The sequence below is a fragment of the Chitinophaga eiseniae genome, assembly GCF_012641265.1.
GTDB classification, from domain to species: Bacteria; Bacteroidota; Bacteroidia; order Chitinophagales; family Chitinophagaceae; genus Chitinophaga; species Chitinophaga eiseniae_A.
In genome coordinates this window covers 1,128,519-1,152,032 of record NZ_JABAHZ010000002.1, presented here as the reverse complement: position 1 = coordinate 1,152,032, position 23,514 = coordinate 1,128,519, and the positions used below count along the sequence as shown (strand labels likewise).

Annotated in this window: 15 protein-coding genes; 13 read left to right on the top strand and 2 right to left on the bottom strand. The window is 46.1% G+C overall.

What is annotated here, in order from left to right; all coding sequences use genetic code 11:
- The first annotated feature begins 111 nt into the window (after positions 1-111).
- The 3 genes from HGH91_RS12370 (at position 112) to HGH91_RS12360 (ending at position 6,265) form a co-directional block, all read left to right on the top strand.
- Positions 112-1,392 carry a UDP-N-acetylmuramoyl-tripeptide--D-alanyl-D-alanine ligase gene (locus tag HGH91_RS12370; protein ID WP_168738729.1) on the top strand — a complete coding sequence of 427 codons (1,281 nt, stop codon included), beginning with the start codon at positions 112-114 and terminating at the stop codon, positions 1,390-1,392.
- Positions 1,393-1,504: 112 nt separating this feature from the next.
- Complete coding sequence (locus HGH91_RS12365; protein WP_247651718.1) at positions 1,505-4,849, top strand: carboxypeptidase regulatory-like domain-containing protein; 3,345 nt, start codon at positions 1,505-1,507, stop codon at positions 4,847-4,849.
- A gap of 132 nt (positions 4,850-4,981) precedes the next feature.
- The gene (locus tag HGH91_RS12360) at positions 4,982-6,265 is read left to right on the top strand and encodes an HAD-IB family phosphatase (protein WP_317166821.1); all 1,284 of its coding nucleotides are present in this window, start codon (positions 4,982-4,984) and stop codon (positions 6,263-6,265) included.
- Positions 6,266-6,291: 26 nt separating this feature from the next.
- On the opposite strand, the gene HGH91_RS12355 is transcribed toward HGH91_RS12360, so the two are convergent.
- Entirely contained in the window at positions 6,292-6,837 is a 546-nt protein-coding gene (locus HGH91_RS12355) for a carboxymuconolactone decarboxylase family protein (protein WP_168738727.1), read from the bottom strand.
- 191 nt (positions 6,838-7,028) lie between these two features.
- Here HGH91_RS12355 and HGH91_RS12350 point away from each other — a divergent pair, with 191 nt between their 5' ends.
- The 4 genes from HGH91_RS12350 (at position 7,029) to HGH91_RS12335 (ending at position 14,256) form a co-directional block, all read left to right on the top strand.
- A complete protein-coding gene (locus HGH91_RS12350) occupies positions 7,029-7,616 on the top strand; it encodes an RNA polymerase sigma-70 factor (RefSeq protein ID WP_168738726.1) in 588 nt (195 codons plus the stop codon).
- Positions 7,617-7,706: 90 nt separating this feature from the next.
- On the top strand, positions 7,707-8,693 hold the full coding sequence (locus HGH91_RS12345) for a FecR family protein (RefSeq protein WP_168738725.1): 987 nt from the start codon (positions 7,707-7,709) through the stop codon (positions 8,691-8,693).
- Positions 8,694-9,019: 326 nt separating this feature from the next.
- On the top strand, positions 9,020-12,421 hold the full coding sequence (locus HGH91_RS12340; RefSeq protein WP_168738724.1) for a SusC/RagA family TonB-linked outer membrane protein: 3,402 nt from the start codon (positions 9,020-9,022) through the stop codon (positions 12,419-12,421).
- A gap of 11 nt (positions 12,422-12,432) precedes the next feature.
- On the top strand, positions 12,433-14,256 hold the full coding sequence (locus HGH91_RS12335; RefSeq protein ID WP_168738723.1) for a RagB/SusD family nutrient uptake outer membrane protein: 1,824 nt from the start codon (positions 12,433-12,435) through the stop codon (positions 14,254-14,256).
- A 634-nt stretch (positions 14,257-14,890) separates the two neighbouring features.
- On the opposite strand, the gene mce is transcribed toward HGH91_RS12335, so the two are convergent.
- On the bottom strand, positions 14,891-15,292 hold the full coding sequence (gene mce / locus HGH91_RS12330) for a methylmalonyl-CoA epimerase (protein WP_168738722.1): 402 nt from the start codon (positions 15,290-15,292) through the stop codon (positions 14,891-14,893).
- A 125-nt stretch (positions 15,293-15,417) separates the two neighbouring features.
- Between mce and HGH91_RS12325 the strand changes: the two genes are divergently transcribed.
- From HGH91_RS12325 to HGH91_RS12300, 6 genes are all read left to right on the top strand, one after another.
- Complete coding sequence (locus tag HGH91_RS12325; protein ID WP_168738721.1) at positions 15,418-16,626, top strand: IscS subfamily cysteine desulfurase; 1,209 nt, start codon at positions 15,418-15,420, stop codon at positions 16,624-16,626.
- A gap of 61 nt (positions 16,627-16,687) precedes the next feature.
- Positions 16,688-17,428 (top strand): gliding motility-associated ABC transporter permease subunit GldF, encoded by a 741-nt coding sequence (gene gldF, locus HGH91_RS12320; protein ID WP_168738720.1) that lies wholly within the window; start codon positions 16,688-16,690, stop codon positions 17,426-17,428.
- 21 nt (positions 17,429-17,449) lie between these two features.
- The gene (gene gldG, locus HGH91_RS12315; RefSeq protein ID WP_168738719.1) at positions 17,450-19,153 is read left to right on the top strand and encodes a gliding motility-associated ABC transporter substrate-binding protein GldG; all 1,704 of its coding nucleotides are present in this window, start codon (positions 17,450-17,452) and stop codon (positions 19,151-19,153) included.
- Positions 19,154-19,273: 120 nt separating this feature from the next.
- The gene (locus HGH91_RS12310; RefSeq protein ID WP_168738718.1) at positions 19,274-20,212 is read left to right on the top strand and encodes a TerC/Alx family metal homeostasis membrane protein; all 939 of its coding nucleotides are present in this window, start codon (positions 19,274-19,276) and stop codon (positions 20,210-20,212) included.
- 56 nt (positions 20,213-20,268) lie between these two features.
- Positions 20,269-22,782: a bifunctional UDP-N-acetylmuramoyl-tripeptide:D-alanyl-D-alanine ligase/alanine racemase gene (locus HGH91_RS12305; protein WP_168738717.1), complete on the top strand. Its 2,514-nt coding sequence runs from the start codon at positions 20,269-20,271 to the stop codon at positions 22,780-22,782.
- Positions 22,783-22,842: 60 nt separating this feature from the next.
- A complete protein-coding gene (locus HGH91_RS12300) occupies positions 22,843-23,496 on the top strand; it encodes a lipoprotein signal peptidase (RefSeq protein ID WP_168738716.1) in 654 nt (217 codons plus the stop codon).
- The last annotated feature ends 18 nt before the right edge of the window (positions 23,497-23,514 follow it).

Genomic DNA, 23,514 nt, shown 5'->3' with positions numbered 1-23,514 from the left:
TTGTTCTCAGTTAATACGAGAGACCGGGATAATTGGTTGCGTAATCAGGAATAAAATTCTACTATATTACATGATTAACCACTTATTTTTGCACCAAATAAGCTTTTGACCGTGAATATTGAACAACTATACAGCATCTATGAGCAACACCGCTCAGTACAAACAGATACCCGGAAACTGAAACCCAACGATATTTTCTTTGCACTCAAGGGAGGCAACTTCAATGGTAATGAATTTGCCGCCAAAGCATTGGAAATGGGCGCCGCCTTCGCGGTGGTAGATGAAGCCGCGTATTATACCGTACCTGAAAAAATGATGCTGGTAGAAGATGCGCTGGTTACGTTGCAACAACTGGCACTACGGCACCGGCAACAGCTCAACATTCCGTTCCTGGCTATCACCGGCACTAACGGGAAAACCACTACGAAAGAACTGATCAACGCAGCCTTGTCGGCCGGGTTAAAAACCTATGCCACGGTGGGCAACCTGAATAACCATATTGGCGTACCCCTCACCATCTTAAGCATACAGCCTGATGTACAAATAGCTGTAATAGAAATGGGCGCTAACCATCAGCAGGAGATAGCCGCCTATTGCCAGATAGCCCTGCCTACCCATGGTATCATCACCAATATTGGAAAGGCACACCTGGAAGGCTTTGGCAGCGAAGAAGGCGTAAAAAAAGCAAAGGGAGAACTGTATGACTTCCTGCGCAGCAACAACGGAACCGTGTTTGTTTGTAACGACTATGGCTATCTGCTGGAAATGGCCAAAGGCATCCCGCATATCATTACCTATGGTAGCCAGGAGGCCGACTTTGTAGGGGAAGCCGTTACCGACAGCGCATTCCTGGCAGTAGAGATAAGGGGTAACAGCCAGGTAGGCTTTATCCAGACCCAACTGGTAGGCGCTTATAACTTCCCCAATGTGATGGCGGCAGTAGCCGTAGCCACATATTTTGGGGTTGCCGAAAAAGATATTGCCCCGGCCATTGCACATTATGCCCCCTCCAACAACCGCTCCCAGGTTATTGTACAGGGTAGCAATACCATCATCATGGATGCCTACAATGCCAATCCTTCCAGCATGAAAGCCGCCATTGAAAACTTTGCCGGCCTTTCAGCCAGCAAAAAGATACTCATGCTGGGCGCTATGATGGAACTGGGCGCCGATAGCATCAAAGAACACCAGGCATTGATATCCTTACTGGAACGCCTACACTGGGATGCCGTGGTATTGGTAGGCGGCGACTTTAAAAAAGTAACCCATCCTTATATTTATCTTGAAAATGCTGCCGAAGCGGCAAAATGGCTTCAACAGCAGCAGTTTGAGCATGCACATATATTGATTAAAGGTTCCAGGAGCACCGGCATGGAAAAAGTGATGGCTTAGCAGGCATGTTTACATAATATGCATAGTTCAGATTATTTGTTAACGATTTCATAATTGTAGTATTTTTAATACTTCAATTTGTCATTTGAACTTTACCCAAAATCTGAATTGCATGTACATGAAAATCTGCCGTTACCTCATTTGTATGTTGTGTAGCGCACTATTAATCCCCACCGCCTTATTAGCACAGGAAACCACCGCTGATATAGCAGGCATTGTCGGAAGCAAAGAAGGCGCCGTACCCGGAGCCAGTATCGTAGCCACTCACGTGCCAACAGGCACCAAGTACAACACCGTTTCCCGTAAAGACGGTCGTTTCAATTTACCTAACCTGCGCGTAGGTGGTCCGTACATACTGACCATCTCCTATATCGGTTTTAAAGATGAAAAAAGAGAAAACATCTTCCTGTCGCTCGGCCAGGAGTACAAAGCAGATGTCAACCTACAGCCAAGTACCAGTACCTTAACTGAAGTAGTAGTTACTTCCGGGGTGCAGAACAAAGTGATTAACAAAGCTCGCACTGGTAGCCAGGAAGTAATTACCCGCGCCCAGATGGATCGCTTACCTACTGTAAGCCGCTCTATGCAGGACTTTACCCGGCTCACTCCTTCTGCCAATGGATTAAACATCGGCGGCAGAAGCAACCAGTTAAACAATATTACAGTAGATGGCGCCAACTTCAACAACTCTTTTGGTTTGCAACCTACACTGGGTTCCCAGACTTCTTCTCAGCCTATCAGCCTGGAAGCGCTGGAACAAATACAGGTAAACGTATCCCCATATGATGTAAGACAGGGTGGATTTTCCGGCGCCGGTATCAACAGCGTTACCAAAAGCGGTACCAATACCTTTAAAGGAGCTGTATATACTTACATACAAACTCCTGGCTTACAGGGAAGAAAAGTAGGTACTGTTACTGTTCCCAAGCCAGACTTCAACTATAACCTGCGCGGGTTCAACGTAGGCGGCGCTATCGTTCCCAGCAAACTGTTCTTCTTCGTAAGTGCAGAACAGGAAAGAATTAAAGCTCCTGCCACCAGCCTTGTAGCCAACAAACCAGGCGGCGTAGCCGGCGGTAACGTATCCCAGGCGGTAGCCGATACCCTGGATGCGCTCAAACAATTCCTGATAAAAAACTACGGCTATAATCCAGGTGATTACCAGGATTATACCTACAGAACGCAGAGCGATAAAATCACTGTTAAAATAGACTGGAACGTAAACGACCACAATACGTTTACTTTCAAATACAACTACCTGAAATCCTTCCGCGACATTGCAGCCAGCAACAGTGGCGCACCAGGCGGAGGAGCAGTGGGAAGCGGCCGTCAGCCAAGTGCCACCGGCTTACCGTTTAGCGGTAGCGGTTATACCATCAATAATAACTTCAACATCTTTATTGCGGAGTTAAATACCCGTATCGGTAACCGCGCATCCAACAAGCTGCAGGTAGGATTTTCTGCTATGCGCGATTTCCGTAAAGCATTGTCTGAAGGCAATTTCCCGCTGGTGGATATTATGAATGGTCAGGGCGCCAGCTACACCGCTTTCGGCTATGAACCATTTACCTACAACAATAAACTCAATACCAACGTATTCCAGTTGTCCGATATCTACACCATGTATAAAGGAAAACATGAGATTACGATCGGTACCCAAAACTATTACAAAACATTCCTGAATGGTTTTGCGCCTAACTACAACGGTAACTATCGTTTCAACACGCTGCAGGACTTCTATGCCAGCGCCATCAATGGATTGCCTACCGCTTCCCGTTATGCGCTGAGCTATGTTACCACACCGGACAAATCGTTCCCTTATGCTAAAATCAATATGCTGGAACTGGGCGCGTTTGTTCAGGATAAATGGAGCGTAAATAACTACTTTACGCTGACTTATGGATTACGTGTAGACGTTCCTGTTATAGGCAGCACCTTCAGCAGGAACGATTCCCTGACAGCACTTACCTTTAGAGATGGTATCAAAGTAGATGTGGGTCAGGCGCCTAAAACAACTCCGCTGTTTTCACCAAGAGTAGGCTTCAACTGGAACGTAACGCACGACGGTAAAACACAGATCCGTGGTGGCGCCGGTTTATTTGCTGGTCCTCCGCCTGCCGTATGGTTGAGCAACCAGGCAGGTAACAACGGCGTACAGTTTGGCTCGTTCACCGCGCAAACCAGCAACACCGTTCCGGTTATCAACTATCCATTTAGCCAATATCCTGATACTTATAAGAAAAACTTTGAAGGCAAATTATCTCCTAACTATAACATAGCTGTTACCGATAAAAACTTCAAATATCCACAGGCATTAAAGGCCACATTGGCGGTAGACCGTCAGCTGCCTGGAGGTATTATTGGTACGTTGGAATTCAACTATACCAAAGATATCAACGCGGTATACTTCCAGAACGTGAACCTGCCTGCTACCGGCTTCCAGCTGGACAGCACGCCTGATCACCGTCTCCGCTACAGCAGCTCTAAAATATATGCCGGCAACAGCCTGAGCAACCCTAATATCAGCGACGCTATCCTAATGCGTAATACCAATAAGGGTTACTCCTACTTTGCCACTATCCAGCTGCAAAAAAATACGCCTAATCTTTACCTGAGCGCTGCCTATACTTACAGCAGATCGCGTAGCGTAAACGATGGTGGTACCATTGCACAGAGCAACTGGCGCGATCGCCCGGTAGCAGGCGACCCTAATGCCAATGAATTGGGTTATTCCAACTACTATCTGCCGCACCGCGTTGTATTGGCTGCTACTTACCGGTTTAACTGGGCTAAACACTTCGCTACCTCCTTCGGTATGATCTATGAAGCATCCCCCAGCCTGAACGGCCTGTATAATGCTACTTCCTATACCTACAATGGCGACGTGAATAACGATGGTTCCGGCGGAAACAACGACCTGATCTACATCCCACGAAATAAAAATGAAATTAAACTGGTACCGGTAGGTTATGGCGACAAAACCTATAACCCTGCTACCAACGCCGACAAACGTACAGCAGACATTATCTGGAACCAGTTGGATAATTTCATTAAACAGGATAGTTACCTGAGCAGCCACAGGGGCGAATTTGCAGAACGTAATGCAGTGGTGTTACCTTTCTCAAAAAGAATGGATGTTAATGTTACCCAGGATATTTACTTCTTCAGTGGTAAAGATAAAACCAAGCATACCCTGCGTATCAGCCTGGATATCGTCAACTTTGGTAACCTGTTGAATAAAAACTGGGGCATTTCCAAAATGCCGAACGTACCTTCTTTCCTGAAGTATGAAGGACAAGTAAAAGATGCCGGCGGCAACGGTACTGCGGCTCCTGCTTATTCTTTCCCATACCAGGATGCGGCTAACCAGATCCCGGTAACCAACTCCTGGAGAGATAATACCAATACCATTTCCCGTTGGCAAGGCCAGCTGGGCATCCGGTATATGTTTAACTAACAGTATCTCCTAAAATTTTAAACGGCCGTCTCAATATTTATGAGACGGCCGTTTTTTGTCTAAAAAATGCTATTTAAACTTCTATTTTTGTGCTCCAATTCGCAACAGCAGGCTATTTTAAAAAACGAATCCGTGAGTAAAAAGTATTATATAATTGATTTTGACAGCACCTTTACGCAGGTGGAAGCCCTGGATGAACTGGCACGCATTTCCCTGCAGGACCGCCCGGACAGGGAACTGATCTACAAAAAAATAGAAGATTTAACCAACCTGGCCATGGAGGGCAAGTTGTCGTTCCGGGAAAGTCTTGCCGGCAGGGTACAATTGCTGGAAGCCAATAAGGACCATCTGAAACAGCTGGTGAAACACTTAAAAAAGCTGGTGTCTACCTCTTTTTCCAGGAACCGGAACTTTTTTAAACACCATGCCGACGATGTATTGATCGTATCCGGCGGATTTAAAGAGTTTATTACCCCGGTGGTACTGCCCTTTCATATTAAAAAAGAAAACATTTATGCCAATACCTTTGTGTTTAACGAGGAAGGAAAAATCATTGGCTATGATGAAAACAACCCGCTCTCCAATGAAGGCGGCAAAGTAAAGTTATTGAAAGAGCTGCAGCTGCAGGGCGAAATACATGGTATCGGCGATGGCTATTCCGATTTCCAGCTCAAGGAGTCTGGCATGATCAAGAAATTTTATGCGTTTACAGAAAATATAGAACGTAAGTCAGTAACCGAAAAGGCGGATCATATCACACCCAGCCTGGATGAATTTTTATATGTTAACAACCTGCCTTCGGCCATCTCTTATCCAAAGAATCGTATTCAATGCCTGGTGGTGGGCGATGTACCAGAAGCAGCAGTAAAATACCTGAAAAAAGACGGATTTTCAGTAAAACAGGCCTCTTCCCTGGAAGACAAACAGTTGAAAGAAGCAGGAATAATTTTGTTGGGAAATAAAGAGTCTGTCCCGGTGGAAAAACTGACGAAGGCTACCAAACTGAAAGTGATCGGCTATTTTGGCAACAGCAAAAAACATATTCCGCAGGATGCCTGTACAGACCGGGGGATTGTCATCTTCGACAATATCAAAAAGCCCGAATCTGTTGCTAAGAGTATCGCGAAATTTATTAATACCGGAGATGCTTTCAAAAGCAGCAACTTCCCCAATATACCATTACCCAAAGTAAAGAATGGTCATCGCCTTATCCATATCCACCGTAATGTACCGGGTATTATGGCCAGCGTGAACCAGGTACTGGCTGATATGCAGCTCAACATTGTATCGCAATTCCTGATGACGAATGAGCGGATTGGTTATGTGATTACAGATATCAACGCCGCGTACGACAAAAAGGTATTGAAGGAATTGAAGCAGATTAAGGATACTATTAGTTTCAGGGTAGTATACTGAGCTGGCAGTTAGCCATTAGCTAAAAGCTAATGGCTAATCTTGCAAAGCATGTCGGAATGGATATTGAGCCCGATATTGGTTAAATTATAAAGATGCTCGCTACCCACCAGCCATACGATTTCACAGATTTCCCGTTCTGAAAAATGTGCCAATAGCAGGGCAAACGTGGCTGGGTTTACTTTTTTATCTTTTGTAAGATCAGTGACATAGTCAAGCGCCACCCGTTCTGCTTCTGAAAAAAGAGGGCTGGTGCTATAATGTGCAAGGGCATCAAATTTTGCCTCGTCCATCGATTCCTTGATAACGCTCCAGCGGGCGGCATCCATACAAAAAAGACAGATATTAATACGCGCCACCTGTTCCCGGATCAGCATTACCAATTCCCGCGGTAATTGCAGCTTTTTGTCCAGTTGTGATACTTTACCATAAAACATACCGAAGGCTGCCGGCAGGCGTACAGAATGCACTTTCAACGGCATCAGCACTTTCCCAAATTGCTTACGGGTAAAGAAATATGCCAGTTTCATCATCAGCCCTTTGGGCTTTTCAATGGGAGATAAGAAGGTATCCATGTGTTATGTTTTTTGTTTTATACCTTAATAAGGACTGACCAGGCAGAAATTGGACAAGGGGAGGGAATTATTTTAAGATCGCCTGTTTTATTTAGCAGGTGCCCCACATTTTTATGCGGTATAAAGGCATTGCCTATTAATTTTATTATCATTATCTTGGATCAATTGTTTCAAAATACTTTTGTCAAGCTATGGGGGAGCCTGTAGAAGAAGGTCATCAAGCCGCCACGTTATTACAGCAAGAGTTTACCTCTCTTGAACTGATCTTTAAAGAGTGCTACCCGGTTCTCCTCGCTTACGCCTGCAAGTTTGTATCACGCGAAACGGCAGAAGATATCGTACAGGATGTTTTTGTACAGATATATAAAAAAGGTACGTCTCTACACATTACCACCAATATCAAAAGCTACCTGTTTCGCAGTATTCATAACAGCTGCCTGGATTATATCAAACATGAAGCCGTACATCAGCGCTATATTAATGCAGCCCTGCCCGCATTGACAGAAGCTGAGCTGAATTATTTTAGTCCTGATGGCCCCCGGCAAAGCCTGTTGGAACAAGACAACCTCGCGGCCAGCGTATGGCGGGCCATAGAAGAACTCCCACCCAAATGCCGGGAAGTAGTAAAACTTCGGTACCAGCAGGGGCTTAAAACGGGCGAAATTTCCGCCGCCATGGGTATTTCTTCCCGTACCGTGGAAACACAACTCTATAAAGCCATTAAACAATTAAAGAACATGGTGCGAAAAGTGAATTACCTGTTTTCTGTTATGTATTAACACGCCTGTTTTACCACCTCTTCATCTTTCTGAAAAAAAAATATAAAAACTGTACGTAGAAATAATCCCCTTGTCGTCTAAATAAATGACATGTCACTACATTACAATACCAACGATTTGGATTATAGCATTTTAATAAAGTTCATCGAAGGTCAGGCCAGCCGGGAAGAAACAGCGGAGGTAGTTGCGTGGCTGCAGGCATCGCCCAGTAACCAGGCACTATATTTCCAGGTAAAAGACATCTTCGATCAGCAACTGGCGGCGAAGATTCCGGCCACCGCCGCCGAGGAAAGCTGGCGCCAGGTAACAAAGAAGCTATCGGCTTCATCGCAACCTACCCCTGTAAGGCGATTAGGCTGGCTGAAAGTAGCAGCTGCCATAGCCATATTATTACTGGTGGGAGGCACTGTCACTTACCTGCTTACCAGGACCGCCCCTCAGCCGGCGCCCCTGGCAGTATTGGTAGCTAAAAAAACAACGGTACAAACCATATTGCTGCCAGACAGCACCCGGATATGGGTTAAACCGGGCAGCTCACTGAAAATGCAGGATACAAAAGATGGAGGTACCCGTGAAGTATGGCTGGAAGGCAGTGCTTATTTTGAAGTAGTCAAAAAAGCTACCCAACCATTTACCGTACATATTCCGGATATGACAGTAACCGTGTTGGGCACTTCCTTTACTGTTAATGATGATCAACGCCATTCCATGGTGGTGGTTAACACCGGTTTGATTAAAGCCACTGCCTTTCAACAGGAATTGTTGCTACACCCGGGAGAAAGAGGAAAGATCGTGGATAACAAAATCCTGACAGATCGTATCAACCCACAACTGTACGCAGCCTGGAAGGATGGGAATTATAAATTTGAAAATACCTCCGTGGGGGAAATAAAAGAATTATTGCACGCAAACTACGGATATGAAGTAGAAATATTACAACCACAAAAATTCAGGGATACCAGGATCAGTGGACGAGTGCTCATTACCGATGAAGTCAGCTTATGTAATGCTTTGTCCGCCATGCTGGAAGCAGATGTTCATAAAACAGGTAACCGGATTATTATTCAACCAAAGTAAGTATGTTAAAAACAGTGTATCGTCAAAAACCGAGCGGGTAGTTATTATTAATTCTGAAAATTCTTATTGTGAAAAGCCTGGTTATTGCAGCCTTATGGGGCAACTGCGATGATGTAGCGCGCCCTATCGGGCAAAATACTTATCATGTACATTTTACTAACCAGGAGCATTGCCAGCCAGGTAATATCCATATTTTTTCTCGTAGCCATACACTAGCAACAGTGACAATAATAAAAATAATGAAACGAAACACAACGGTAGCAGTACCGCTTTAATGATGTAGTCTTTAACCAAATATGTAGTCTTTAACCAAAATTTTCTTCGTTATGAAATTTGGATCTCTACGGCATTGCCTGAAGGGAATGGCCGGCCTATGTCTTGTACTGGCCGTTATCCCTTCTTCCTTACGTGCGCAGGATGCAATGGCCAGCATCCAGGAACAATCCCGCCAGGAGCGAGGTAGAAGTAGCCCCTCCGACGCTCCCGGCACACAAATGATACCACTGAGGGATGCCCTGGAAAAAATTTATACCCGGTATCAGCTGAGAATTGCACTCAATGAAAAATATGCAAAAGATATTTATCTCCCTGATAAAATGCTGAAAATGGAATCTTCAAAAGTGGTTCCTTTTCTACAGAAAGCACTACAAAACCACAACCTGACCCTGAACCAGATGGGGGAATCACAATATGTGATTGCACCGGTTAGTCACCCCGCCCCCGCGGTACACAAACCAGCCGTTAAACTGAAAGTGTCCGGTACCGTAAAAGATAAACTGGGTGCTGCTTTGGTAGGTGTTACCGTAAAAATAGTGGGTTCGCCCACAGGTACCACCACCAACGATAAAGGCTATTATGAGCTGGATGTGGAACCAACGGATATACTTGAATTTTCTTATATCGGTTATCAATCTCAACAGATCACCGTTAGAAATAAAGTAGATATCAACGTGGAAATGCTGGCCAAAGAAGGTGGGCTCAATGAAGTAGTGGTGGTAGGATTTGGTGCACAAAAGAAAATCAGCCTTGTCGGAGCACAGTCCACCATTAAACCAGAAGAGCTGAAACTGCCGGTAAGGAGTTTAACCAACGCCCTGGGCGGCCGGCTGGCGGGCATTGTAGCGGTACAACGCAGTGGCGAGCCCGGCTATGATGGCTCCGATATCTGGATACGTGGTATCTCTACTTTTGGCTCCAGCCCGCGTGGCCCACTCATTATTGTGGATGGTGTGCCCGATCGTAGTATCAATGACCTGGACCCTGAAGATATTGCCAGCTTTACCGTATTGAAAGATGCTTCCGCTACCGCCGTATACGGTACCCGTGGCGCGAATGGTGTTATCCTGGTAAATACCAAATCCGGAAAGCCAGGCAAACCACAGATCAACCTGGAACTGAACCAGGCCATCACAAAATTTACACAACTGCCCAAGTTTGCAGATGCGCCCACCTTCATGAGATTATACAACGAAGGGCTCCAGATGAGAGGCAGAACACCGCTGTATTCCGATGAGCGGATACAAAAACATATCTCTGGTGAAGACCCCGACCTGTACCCCAATGTTGACTGGTTTAATGTGCTGTTTAACAAATTTGGGCAGAGCAGAAGAGCTAACCTCAATGTTCGCGGAGGCTCTGAGTTTGCCACGTATTATATCTCCGCCGGTTATTACTCGGAAGTAGGTTTGCTGAAACGCGATCATGTACAATCCTATAACTCAGATATTAAACTGGACCGGTATAATTTCACTACTAACGTTGACGCCAATATCACCAAAACAACCAAGCTGGAGTTGGGCATCAACGGTTTTATCATCAACAGTAATTACCCCGGTATTGGCACCGGGGCTCTATTTGACCTGGCTACAGAGGTGCCACCTCACCTCATACCACCACAGTATTCCAATGGCCAATGGCCCAAGATTCCAGGAGGAAGCTTTCCCAGCCCGTACCGCAATCTTACCCAATCTGGTTATGCTACGGAGTACCGCAATACTATCCGTTCCAATATCAGGCTACGCCAAAACCTCGACTTCTTCGTAAAAGGGCTTTCCTTCACTAGCATGTTTGCATTTGACTCCTATGGGTGGAATAATCTCAACAGGAAAAGGGAAGTGCAAACCTATTACGCCACCGGACGTGATTCTGCCGGCAACCTGTTGACAAACATTGTTGATCCCGGCTCTAATGTACTGGGATTCGATGTATCGAGGGGAGGCAACCGCCGGTTTTATACCGAAACCGCATTGAACTACGCCAATAAATTCGGCGACCACGATGTTTCCGGTTTGTTGCTCTATAACCAGTCAGATTATATAGATGCCGACGCCGGTACCCTCATTTCCTCTATCCCTTACCGTATCAGGGGATTGAGTGGAAGAGCTACCTATGGCTATAAGAGCCGCTACTTTGCAGAAGCTAACTTCGGTTACAATGGATCCGAAAACTTCACTCCCAATAAACGCTATGGCTTGTTTCCCTCTTTTGGAGCGGGTTGGGTAGTATCCAATGAAAGCTTTTTTGCGCCACTCAGTAATGTATTCAGCTACTTTAAGCTCCGCTATACCTATGGTTTATCCGGAAATAGTAATACCGGTTCCCGCTTCCTGTTTCTGACCAGGATAAGAGCAGATAACGGTATCGGTTATACGTTTGGCGTACCCGGAAACACTTCCTCGTACAGTGGCCTGGAAGAAGACCAGATTGGCTCTGAGGTAAGCTGGGAAACAGGTAAACGCCAAAACCTGGGTATCGAAATAAAAGCATTTCATGACGAGCTGTCGCTGATCGTGGAATTATTTAAAGAGCGCAGAACAGGTATCCTGTTAAGACAATATGATATTCCTTACGCTTCCGGCTATACGAGTGGTAATATTCCTTACCGGAATATAGGAATTACGGAGAATAAAGGAATTGACGTAACCCTTGACTATAACAAGTCATTTTCCAAAAGCTACTGGATTGGTTTCAGGGGTAATTTCAACTTCAATATCAACAAGGATATATATGATGGCTTACCACCATGGCAATATCCCTGGCTGAACCGTACCGGGCATCCTATTGACCAGCGTTTTGGCTATGTGGCGCTGGGCTTATTCGCGGATTCTGCTGAAATCACCAAATCACCCAAACAGGCGGGAGATGTACGCCCCGGCGATATCAAATATAAAGACCTGAACGGCGACGGGCTGATCAACAGCTACGATCAGCAGGCCATTGGCTATGGTTCAGTACCCCGCATTGTATACGGACTCAATTTCAGCGTAGGTGCAAAAGGATTTGACCTGAGCCTGTTTTTCCAGGGAGTAGCGATGGTAGACTTCATGTACAGCGGCGGTCATGCCACTAACCCATTCTATGAAGGGCCTACTATCGGTAACCTGTATACGGTGGCAACCGACCGTTGGACACCCGACAACCCCAATACACGGCCTTTCTACCCAAGGATGTCAACCCGGCAGGATATTACCACCAACTATTATGAGAGCACGTGGTGGATGAAACGGGCTGATTATATCCGCCTGAAAAGTGCGGAGCTGGGCTATACTTTCAGCGGTGACAAATTACAGCGATATGGTTTAAGGAACATACGCACTTATGTAAACGGCACTAACCTGTTTACCATTTCTCCCTGGAAAATATGGGACCCTGAATTGGGTGATGGCAGAGGCACCGCTTATCCTAATACCACATCTTTCAACTTTGGCATCCGCGCTAATTTCAAATAAAACTGAACACTATGATGCGTCGTTTATTCAAAAAAAATATCCTGTTGCTGCTACTGCCTGCATTGCTGGCAGCTGGTTGTAAAAAAGGATATCTCAATACCGTACCGGACAATATTACCACGCTGAAAGATGTATTCAGCAACAGGGCCATGACAGAGCAATGGCTGGCACGCCTGTATAATCCCATGCCCGACATGTGGGCGCAGCCATACAGCATTCCCTGGACAGGGCAATGCGATGAAGTAGATTATGCCTGGGTGCAGCCGGGCATTAACTCAGGCGCCATCACGCCGGATAATGCCAGTCCCTCCTACTGGAATGGCTACTATCAAACCATCCGGCAGGCCGCTATTTTCCTGAAGCATGCCGATGAAAATAAAGAAATCACCGCACAGCCAGGCGGAGTGGCATTGCTGAAACAATATAAAGCAGAAGCACGCTTCTTAAGGGCTTACTATTATTGGCTGCTGATGCGCCAATATGGCCCGGTAGTATTAATGGGTGAGGATCCCAAACTTCCTGAAGATGACTTCCAGATTCCAAGAAGTCCCTGGGATGATTGCGTAGCCTATGTATTATCTGAGATGGATAAAGCGATGCCGGATTTGCCGGTACAGCACATGAACCCGGTAGATCCCACACAACCGGATGTAACACAAACTGGCCGTATTACCAAACCTATTGTGATGGCGGTAAAGTCGCAGATATTGTTATATAGCGCCAGCCCCTTATTCAATGGCAATAGCGAGTTGAGCAACTTTAAAAATTTCGACGGCACCACGTTATTCAACCCCACCTTCGATAAAGAAAAGTGGAAGAAAGCGGCGGATGCAGCTAAGGCAGTGATAGACCTTAACAGGTGGGAGTTATACACCGTAGCAGATCCTGACCCATTCCGGGCTGCCTTCCTTTCCTGCCGGAATTTATTCTTTGATGGCTGGCAAAAGGAGGCCATCTGGATTCGTACCAGCTCTGATCACGTAGGCAACTGGGAGCGGCATTGCTCGCCCAGGTGCGCTAATGGCTCCGGATGGAATGGAATTGCCGTTACCCAGGAAATGGTAGATGTATTCCGGATGGCCGGTGGTAAACCGATTACGGATAACACCAGCGGCTACACGGAAAGCGGGTTTACAGATGCAGCTACCCCATATTATGTAAGCGGCACCTCCAACATGTACCTTGGCCGCGAAGCCCGGTTTTATGTAGATGTGACCTTTAATGGTGCTGTGATCCCGGTGGTGCCTCAAAACGGGCAAACAAGGGTAGAGTTCTTCTTTACCGGCAACTCCGGTAAGAACGGCGCCCCACGTGACTGGCCCTCCACTGGTTATACTGCCCGTAAAAATATCCATCCCAATACAGACTTCAGAAGTGGCAGGAGTTTCTCCCGCCCGGCCATGATGATCCGCCTGGGTGAAATTTACCTGAACTATGCAGAAGCGCTGAATGAATACGATCCCGGAAACCCCGACATCTTAAAATATCTTAACAAGATCCGCAACAGGGGAGGACTTCCGGATATGGTGGCCGGCGCCAGCCAGGCAGAAATGCGTAAGCAGATCCACCTGGAACGGCAGATAGAAATGATATTTGAAGGACAGCGTTATTGGGATGTACGTCGCTGGAAAGTGGCCAATGCGCCGGAACAGCACCAGGGCGGACAGTTTCACGGGATGAACATTGAAAAAGGCAGCTTCCTGTCGGACCCTGAGTTCCATAAAAGAATAGTGGCCTTTACCCGGGCGCAGTGGGATAACAAATTTTATTTTTATCCTGTACCCCAGAGTGAAATTGACCGGAATAAAAAATTGGTGCAGTTTCCCGGGTATTAAAAATTTTCTCGCCAAGGCGCAAAGCAGCAGAGATTGAAGCGAATTTTAAGCCCGCAAAGCGGGGAGATGATGTAATATAAATACACTATCTCCCCGCTTTGCGGGCTTAAAATTCGCTCTTTTCTTTTCTTAAATTCTTTGCTGCTTTGCGCCTTTGCGAGAAAATATTCAGGCGCGACAATTTCCTGCGGCTATTGTCGTTTATTACTACAACAAAACCAGGCAGCATCTTACCACCTTCCTGATGCAGATTCTCTTTCCGCCTTTGAAATGAAATGCTATAGTGTAGATGTTGACTAAAAAAAAAGACCTGCAAGCTAAAAAACCCGCAGGTGTTCATAACCTATGCCAACTTTAGAGTAATCGTTAAAACTTAAACCGTTAAAATCTATAAAGCTTAAGTATTGTAATATTTTGAGTATTGTTCTTTTTTGTATTTGTGCGTTTATTAGTGATAACGTAATGGAAAATGTATTTGTTCAAAAAATGCTAAAAAATTTTGGTTTTAACTTTTTGTGCCTTTTCAGGCGTGCTTCATAATTACTTACGAATACATATTTCCTTTGGATTGCTAAAATGGAAAAAAAATTAAAAAATTTATTATTATTTAATTTTAAAATATATAAGTAAATGTTTACTTGATATCCTGGCAAATTTCGATTAAAACCCCGTTACTGTGCTTAGGATGCAGGAAACATATTAACTTATTATCTGCTCCTTTTTTAGGTATTTCCTGGAGTAAAACAAAGCCTTCTTCCTGTAGTCTTTTCATTTCCGCATAGATATCTGCTACCTCGAAAGCGATATGATGCATGCCTTCTCCTTTTTTATCCAGGAATTTTGCGATGGCGCTTTCCGGGCCGGTGGCCTCCAGCAATTCAATCTTAGATTCTCCCTGTTGAAAGAAAGCGGTTATCACGTGTTCACTGGTTACCTCTTCCTGCTTATAGCAGGGGGTATTCAATAACTTTTCAAATAAGGGAACGGAAGTAGACAAAGAATTTACGGCGATGCCAATATGTTCTACCCTGAGCATGTTTAATTGTTTTGAATGTATGCCAAATGCAGTATCCACATAGCTTTTGCGGCCTGCTTAACCCGGTAAAAATAGAACTTATGTTGTAAATTTGTTAGGTTCGGCTTTTCTATAAAAGAAAGATTATGACGTTACAGCTGCCTGTTTACCTGGATAATAATGCTACCACTCCCTGCGACCAGCGGGTGGTGGCGGCCATGCTGCCTTATTTTACCGAAGTATTCGGCAATGCAGCGAGCCGCAGTCACCCGTTTGGCTGGGCAGCGGAAGAAGCCGTCGACTATGCCAGGGAACAGGTAGCCCGGCTGATTGGCGCTGCTCCCCGCGAAATCGTTTTTACTTCCGGCGCTACGGAAGCAGTGAACCTCGCTATTAAAGGGGTATACGATATGTATGCCGGCAAAGGGCATCATATTATTACAGCCGTCACCGAGCATAAAGCCGTACTGGATACCTGTAAGCGCCTGGAAAAATCCGGCGCCAGTATTACCTGGTTGCCGGTAGATAAGGAAGGGCAGATTGACCTCTCGGCGCTGGAAGCAGCTATTACGCCACAAACGATCCTCATCAGTATCATGTATGCCAACAACGAAACGGGGGTGATACAGCCCATTCGGGCCATCAGCGATATTGCCAGGAAACACGGCGTGCTGCTGATGTCGGATGCTACACAGGCCACCGGCAAAATCCCGGTAGACGTCAATACCGACGGCATTGACCTGCTCACACTCAGCGCCCATAAGATGTACGGCCCCAAAGGCGTAGGCGCATTATATGTACGTGGCCGTTCGCCCCGCGTAAAGCTCACCGCCCAGATAGATGGGGGCGGCCATGAACGAGGCATGCGCTCCGGCACCCTGAATGTACCCGGTATTGTAGGGCTGGGGAAAGCAGCGGAATTGTGCATGGAAGAAATGGCCAACGACGCCCAACGCCTGGCGCTCATGAGAGACCGGCTACAGGCAACGTTACTACAACTCGAACAATCCTATGTAAATGGTTCCACGGCGCATCGCTTACCGCATACCTGCAACCTGTCATTTAAATATGTAGAGGGAGAAGCCCTGATGATGGGCTTCAACAAAACCATTGCCTTGTCTACCGGCTCTGCGTGCACCTCTGCCTCCATGGAGCCCAGTTACGTACTGAAGGCCATGGGACTCACCGATGACCTGGCACGCGCCTCCCTGCGCTTTGGCCTGGGCCGGTTTACCACCGATGAACAGGTGGATTATGTGATCCGTACCATCACAGATACGGTCAACCAGCTGAGGAGTAGCAGCCCTATCTGGGAAATGTATAAAGATGGTATAGACCTCGATACAATAGCCTAAAGCTAATGGCGTTTATCTATATTTGTATCTTTACTAATATCCTAATCCTTACAAACTGTTCATGCTAGCCATCTTTAAGAAAGAGATAAACCAGTTTTTCAGCAGTGTTACCGGCTATGTGGCCATTATCCTGTTTTTGCTGGCAAACGGATTGTTATTGTTCGTTTTTCCGGATACCAGCCTGCTCGATACCGGCTATGCCAACCTGGATCCATTATTTGAACTGGCACCACTTATTTACCTCCTGCTCATCCCCGCTATTACGATGCGTTGTTTCGCCGATGAATTTAAAACCGGCACTATGGAATTGCTCAGCACTAAACCATTGAGCGGGTGGCAAATTGTGATGGGTAAATTCTGGGGCAGCCTGGTGATTGTACTCATTTCCCTGTTACCTACCGTGGTCTATTACTTTGCTATCCGCCAGCTGAGTGTGGATAACCAGGCACTGGACACCGGCGGCATTATCGGCTCCTATATAGGACTGGTACTGCTGGGCGCCGTATTTACCGCTACCGGTATCTGGTCGTCGTCCTTAACCAACAATGCCATGGTAGCCTTCCTGATAGCGCTTTTCACCTGCTTTATATTTTACAACGGTTTCGATGCCATCAGCAAAATCCCTGCTTTCAGCGGTGGGGCCGATTATTACCTGCAAATGGCCGGGATCAAATTTCACTATACTTCGATCAGCCGGGGTGTTGTAGACAGCCGTGACATCATTTATTTCATCAGCATCATCGGGTTGATGCTCTATCTCACTAAATTATCCCTGCAAAGAAAACTCTGGCAAAACGGGTAAAAGACCTGCCGACTAAATGTTATGGCTACACGAAAAAAATATATACAACGGGCATTAACGGTAATACTGGTACTCACGGGCATTAATATTGCCGCCGCCTATTTTCATGGTAGGTGGGACCTGACAGCCGAAAAAAGGTATACCCTTACCGCCAACACCCGGCAAATGCTGCGTAAACTGGACAGCCCGGTAGAAATAGAAGTGTTCCTGAAAGGCGATTACCCGGCCAGCTTCCGGCAGCTGGCGCAGGCCACCACAGAGCTATTGGAAGAATTCCGGGAATATGGCAAACAAAATATACGCTTTAGCTTTATCAGTCCAGGCCAGGGCATGACCGATTCTGCCCGCCTGAAATTTCTCGGAGAGCTTACCGCACAGGGCATTATGCCTTTTAATATGAAAGTGCAGCAGGAATCCAATGACGGCTTTGCAGAAAAACTGATCTTCCCCGGCGCATTGGTGCATTACAAAGGCAAAACCATCGGGGTAAACCTCCTGAAAAACCAGGGAGGACAAGATCCGATGCAGACCATGAATAACTCTGAAGCCCTGCTCGAATACCAGTTTGCGTATGCTATCAATAAATTACAGGAAAAAGGAAAGCCGCTGGTAGGCTATATGCTGGGCCACGGCGAATCGCTGGGCGCAGAAGTATACGATGCGCTTACCACGCTCCAGACCAACTATGCCCTGGATACACTCACGCTGCAATCGGCCGGTTATATTCCACATGATTTTGATATCATCCTGTTTGCCAAGCCAGCAGGCGCTTTCAGCGATGTGGATAAGTTAAAAATAGATCAGTATGTGATGAATGGCGGCAAGGTGTTGTGGTTTATCGATGAGTCGAATGCCACGATGGACAGCCTGCAACAGCATCCCAACTTCTTTGCATTTGACCGCGGGCTCAACCTCGAAGATCTCCTGTTCCGCTATGGGGTACGCATCAACCAAGACCTGGTGATGGACCTGCAAAGTGATGCTATTCCGCTGGTAGTGGGTAATGTAGGCAACCGGCCCCAGATACAACCGGTACCTTTTCCCTATTTCCCGCTGCTGATGCCCACCAAAGCACATCCTATCGTAAAAAACCTGGATATGGTACTGAGCCGGTTTGTGAGTTCGTTAGATACTATTAAAAATGACGCCATCAGCAAAACGATTTTGCTTACTTCCGGCAATAACAGCCGTACCAACCGTTTGCCGGCGCAAATAAGCTGGGATATTGTAAAAACGCAGCCCAATCCGCGGGAATACCGGGCTAAACACCTGGCTACCGCCGTATTGCTGGAAGGACATTTTACGTCGCTTTTCCACAACCGCCAGGATCCTGCTGCGGTGAGCGCCTTACAACAGGCTTCCGGCAAGCCTTTCCGCGATGCCACCGATACCATCAACAAAATGATCGTGGTAAGTGATGGCGACCTGATCGCCAACGCTGTATCCCGCAAGGAAGGCCCGCTGCAAATGGGCATCAACGAATTTAATCCCGGCTTCGCCTTTGCCAATAAAGAGTTTTTCCTCAATTGCCTGGCTTACCTTAGCGGCAACGGTGGCATCATGGAAGCCCGTAACAAAGAGCTGACGCTGCGTTTGCTGGATGGAGAAAAGATCAGGCAGGAGAAAACCAAGTGGCAGGCTATCTGTTTCCTGGTGCCGGTGGGACTGGTACTCCTGTTTGCCATGATATTCCAGTTTATACGGCAACGGAAATTCGCAGAATAGCGCTTAAATATTGGCTTTAAACGCTTTAATAAGAAAATTGTAACATATCTGCGCTATTCAATCGCACCTTGCTAACAGTCGTTTTCTTATCTTTGCCCCTCATTAAAGCGGAATTGTGCTATGACACCAACACAATTAACCTATCTCATATTCTTTATTGTGATAGTGGTGGCGGTGATCTTTGACCTGGGCCTGTTCAGTAAAAAGAACCAGAAAACCAGCATCAAAATGGCACTATGGCAGAGTGTTTTCTGGATAGGGTTGTCGTTCCTCTTTTTTGGCTTCATGTGGTTGGAAGATGGCTCCGAAGCAGCAATTAGCTTTATGAGCGCCTATCTCATGGAGAAATCGTTATCGATGGATAACATTTTCGTATTTATTCTCATCTTTGGTTTCTTCAAAATAAAAGAGGAAAACTATGCCAGGGTATTACTAATAGGAATTGTATTAGCCATCATCTTTAGAGCGATCTTTATCAGTATAGGCGTAGTATTGATCCGGCAGTTTGAGTGGATACTATACATATTTGGCGCCTTCCTGTTGTATACCGGCTACAAAATGTTTACCACTAAAAGTGAAGATGAATTTAAACCGGAAGAAAATTTCGCTTATCGTTTTATGAGCAAACATATGCGGATAACCATGGAAGCGCCAAAAGGGCGATTTATTATCTGTAAACATAATAAGGTTTACCTTACCACGTTATCTCTCGTTGTGGTAATGCTGGCGGTTACTGATATCATCTTTGCACTGGATTCCATTCCGGCTGTATTTGCCATATCACAACAACCAATGGTGGTGTACACCTCAAATATATTTGCGGTATTAGGGCTCAGGTCCTTGTTCTTTTTACTGAGGGGAGCGGTAGATAAATTTGATTATCTGCCCCAGGGCATTGCCATTGTACTTATTTACATTGGCCTGAAAATGCTGGCAGCGTATTTCATACACATACCCGTGTATGTATCGTTGATAGTAATTGTAGTATGCCTGGGCGGTTCCATTCTTTACTCCCGCCATCATCAGAAAAAAGGATTACCGGAAGCAGACGTGAAGTAAAAAGCAGCGGCACGCGATGTTTGCACCTGCTAAGTGATTATTCAAACCTGATAAACGTGTATAACGCAGCAAGTATCAACAAGACTTTGAAAGGGGAATTGTTGCAAGAGACCGGATTTTCTGAAATTGACCATCTTTTATTGGACAGCCGGAAGCTGAGCTTCCCTGAAACATCCCTGTTCATTCCTTTAGTTAGCCCCCGGCGCAATGCCCATCAGTACATTGAAGAATTGTACCGTAAAGGCGTCAGCAATTTTATTGTGAGCGAACCTGTGCCACTGGAAAAGTATCCAAAAGCCAATTTCATTCTCGTAAAAGATACCTTACAGGCCCTGCATACCCTGGTGGCTTTTCACCGGCAGCAGTTTCATATCCCGGTAATTGGTATTACCGGCAGCAATGGAAAAACCATTGTAAAAGAATGGCTGTATCAGTTGCTGGAAAAGGATTATAACATTGTACGCAGCCCCAAAAGCTACAACTCACAAATAGGCGTTCCTTTGTCGGTATGGCAAATGAAGCCTGAACACCAGCTGGCCATTTTTGAAGCGGGCATTTCCCAACCCGGCGAAATGGTGAACCTGGAAAAGATTATACGCCCTACCATCGGCATTTTCACCAACATTGGCGAAGCGCATAGCGAAGGATTCCTGAATATCCGGCAAAAGATCAATGAAAAGCTGGTATTATTTGCCAAAAGCGATATCCTCATTTACTGTAAAGATTATCTCGCATTGAATGAGTGTGTACTGGCTTTCCACAACCAGGTAGGTAAAAAAGAAAACCAGGAAGGTGGCGGCGGTGGCCCGGAACTGTTTTCCTGGTCCAGGAAAACAGATGCCGACCTGCGCGTAACAACGGTAGAGAAACTCGATAATCATACCCGTATAGAAGTGCTTTACAAACAGGAACCCCTACAGTTCAGGATTCCATTTGTGGATGAAGGCTCTATCGAAAATGCTATTCACTGCGTAGCCCTGATGCTGTACCTGGGCAAAGAACAAGCCGTTATACAACAGCGGATGGATCAGCTGAGCAATATTGCGATGCGGTTGGAACTCAAGCAGGGTATCAATAACTGCTCAGTTATCAACGATGCCTATAACCTGGACCTGGGTTCTTTAACCATTGCGCTCGACTTCCTGCAGCAACAGCAGCAGCATGCTACCCGCACCGTTATCCTCAGTGATATCCTGCAAAGCGGCAAAAGCGATGCTACCCTGTATGAAGAAGTAGCAGACCTGCTGCAAAAGAAAGGCATCAATAAATTGATTGCCATTGGTAAGAACATTGGCCGTGAGAAAAAAAGTTTCCAGCAGGTAGAAGGACTGAAGACACAGTTTTTTACTACTACCGATGAATATATCCAACAGTTCAACGCGGACGACTTCCAGAACGAAACCATACTGGTAAAGGGTTCCAGGATATTCCAGTTTGAGCGTATTGGTAAACTGCTGGAGCAGAAAGCGCATCAGACCATCCTGGAAATCAACCTGTCGGCTATTTCCCATAACGTAAAGCTGTACCAGTCGATGCTGAAACCGGATACCCGGTTAATGGCCATGGTAAAAGCGTTTTCCTATGGCAGCGGCAGCTTTGAAATTGCCAATCTCTTACAGTTCCATGGTGTAGATTACCTGGCGGTAGCCTATGCAGATGAGGGTGTAGAGCTGAGAAGGGCCGGTATTACCATGCCGATCATGGTGATGAACCCTGAACCTGCCAGTTTCGACGCCATTCTTCACTGGAACCTGGAGCCGGAAATTTATTCCATGCAGATTTTGCTGCAGTTTATGGAAGAAATAGCGGCAGCCGGCAAAACCGAGTTCCCCGTACATATCAAGCTGGATACCGGTATGCACCGGCTGGGCTTTGTGAAGAGCGAGATCACCGAACTGGCGCAGGTACTGACCGCCAGCCGCCTGATGAAAGTACAGTCTATCTTCAGCCACCTCGCTGCCAGTGAAGATCCGGAAAAGGATGCGCTGACCCAGCAGCAGGGCCGGTTGTTTTACGATATGAGCCACGAACTGCAGAAAGCCCTGGGCTATGCGGTGATCCGGCATATTGCCAATAGCGCCGCTATTACGCGTCATCCCGACTTACAGCTCGATATGGTGCGTTTGGGTATCGGTATGTATGGCATAGATAGCAGTAATGGCATGCAGGAACAGCTCCGTAATGTGAGCACCCTGAAAACCACTGTGGCACAGTTGAAGCACCTGGATGCCGGCGATACGGTAGGTTACGGCGCCAAATGGGCCGCCAAAGAGCCGGCAGTAACGGCCACCGTACGTATTGGCTATGCAGATGGTTACCCCCGCCGCTTAGGCCAGGGGGTAGGCAAAATGCTGATCCGTGGTAAACTGGCCCCGGTAGTGGGCATTGTAGCGATGGACATGCTGATGCTCGACGTAACACATATCCCTGATATTATGGAGGGAGATGAAGTGATTGTATTTGGACAGGATTTATCTGTACAGGAGCTGGCCGCCTGGGCTGACACCATTCCTTATGAAATATTAACAGGAATTTCACAACGTGTAAAAAGGGTATATTTCCAGGAATAATGATATTGCAGCCTTCGACTTTGAAATAAACTATTATTTTTGATAAAATTTTAATATCAGTTGAAATATCGTCACGTAATATTTATCGTTATCCTTATCCTTGTTATTGACCAAACGCTGAAGTTCTGGATCAAGACGCATATGTTTATGCAACAGGAGTTTGTGATTTTCCCCAATTGGTTCCGGATACATTTTATTGAAAATGAAGGAATGGCCTATGGGCTTAAGTTTGGAGGCGACTTTGGAAAAATTCTGCTGACTATGTTCCGCCTGGTGGCCGTAGTAGTAGGATTTGTGTACATGAAGAAACTTATCAAAGAAAAATACAGTACCGGTTTGCTGATCTGTGGTTCCCTCATCCTGGCGGGAGCTGCCGGCAACCTGATAGATAGTATGTTTTACGGGCTGATCTTCAACGACAGCATAGGGTATGAAGTAGCTAAACTTTTACCTGCCGGTGGCGGATATGGCAGTTTCTTACACGGTCGCGTGGTAGATATGCTGTATTTCCCCATCTACGAGGGATACCTGCCCAGCTGGGTACCTTTCAAAGGCGGCGATTATTTCGTGTTTTTCCGCCCGGTATTCAACGTCGCTGATGCGGCTATTTCTACCGGTGTTATTTCTATACTGTTGTTTCAGAAACGTTTTTTCGGAAAACATATGCATCCTAAAACTGCCGATCAACCGGTAGCAAAGGACCACGCAGCTTAATTACCTTTTCAATATTTA

What these genes read in the sequence shown, in the direction of transcription:
- gldF (WP_168738720.1), top strand. Translation starts at nt 16,688, where the DNA reads ATGCTAGCCATCTTTAAGAAAGAGATAAACCAGTTTTTCAGCAGTGTT.
- HGH91_RS12335 (WP_168738723.1), top strand. Translation starts at nt 12,433, where the DNA reads ATGATGCGTCGTTTATTCAAAAAAAATATCCTGTTGCTGCTACTGCCT.
- HGH91_RS12350 (WP_168738726.1), top strand. Translation starts at nt 7,029, where the DNA reads ATGGGGGAGCCTGTAGAAGAAGGTCATCAAGCCGCCACGTTATTACAG.
- HGH91_RS12355 (WP_168738727.1), bottom strand. Translation starts at nt 6,837, where the DNA reads ATGGATACCTTCTTATCTCCCATTGAAAAGCCCAAAGGGCTGATGATG.
- gldG (WP_168738719.1), top strand. Translation starts at nt 17,450, where the DNA reads ATGGCTACACGAAAAAAATATATACAACGGGCATTAACGGTAATACTG.
- mce (WP_168738722.1), bottom strand. Translation starts at nt 15,292, where the DNA reads ATGCTCAGGGTAGAACATATTGGCATCGCCGTAAATTCTTTGTCTACT.
- HGH91_RS12325 (WP_168738721.1), top strand. Translation starts at nt 15,418, where the DNA reads ATGACGTTACAGCTGCCTGTTTACCTGGATAATAATGCTACCACTCCC.
- HGH91_RS12365 (WP_247651718.1), top strand. Translation starts at nt 1,505, where the DNA reads ATGTACATGAAAATCTGCCGTTACCTCATTTGTATGTTGTGTAGCGCA.
- HGH91_RS12310 (WP_168738718.1), top strand. Translation starts at nt 19,274, where the DNA reads ATGACACCAACACAATTAACCTATCTCATATTCTTTATTGTGATAGTG.
- HGH91_RS12345 (WP_168738725.1), top strand. Translation starts at nt 7,707, where the DNA reads ATGTCACTACATTACAATACCAACGATTTGGATTATAGCATTTTAATA.
- HGH91_RS12340 (WP_168738724.1), top strand. Translation starts at nt 9,020, where the DNA reads ATGAAATTTGGATCTCTACGGCATTGCCTGAAGGGAATGGCCGGCCTA.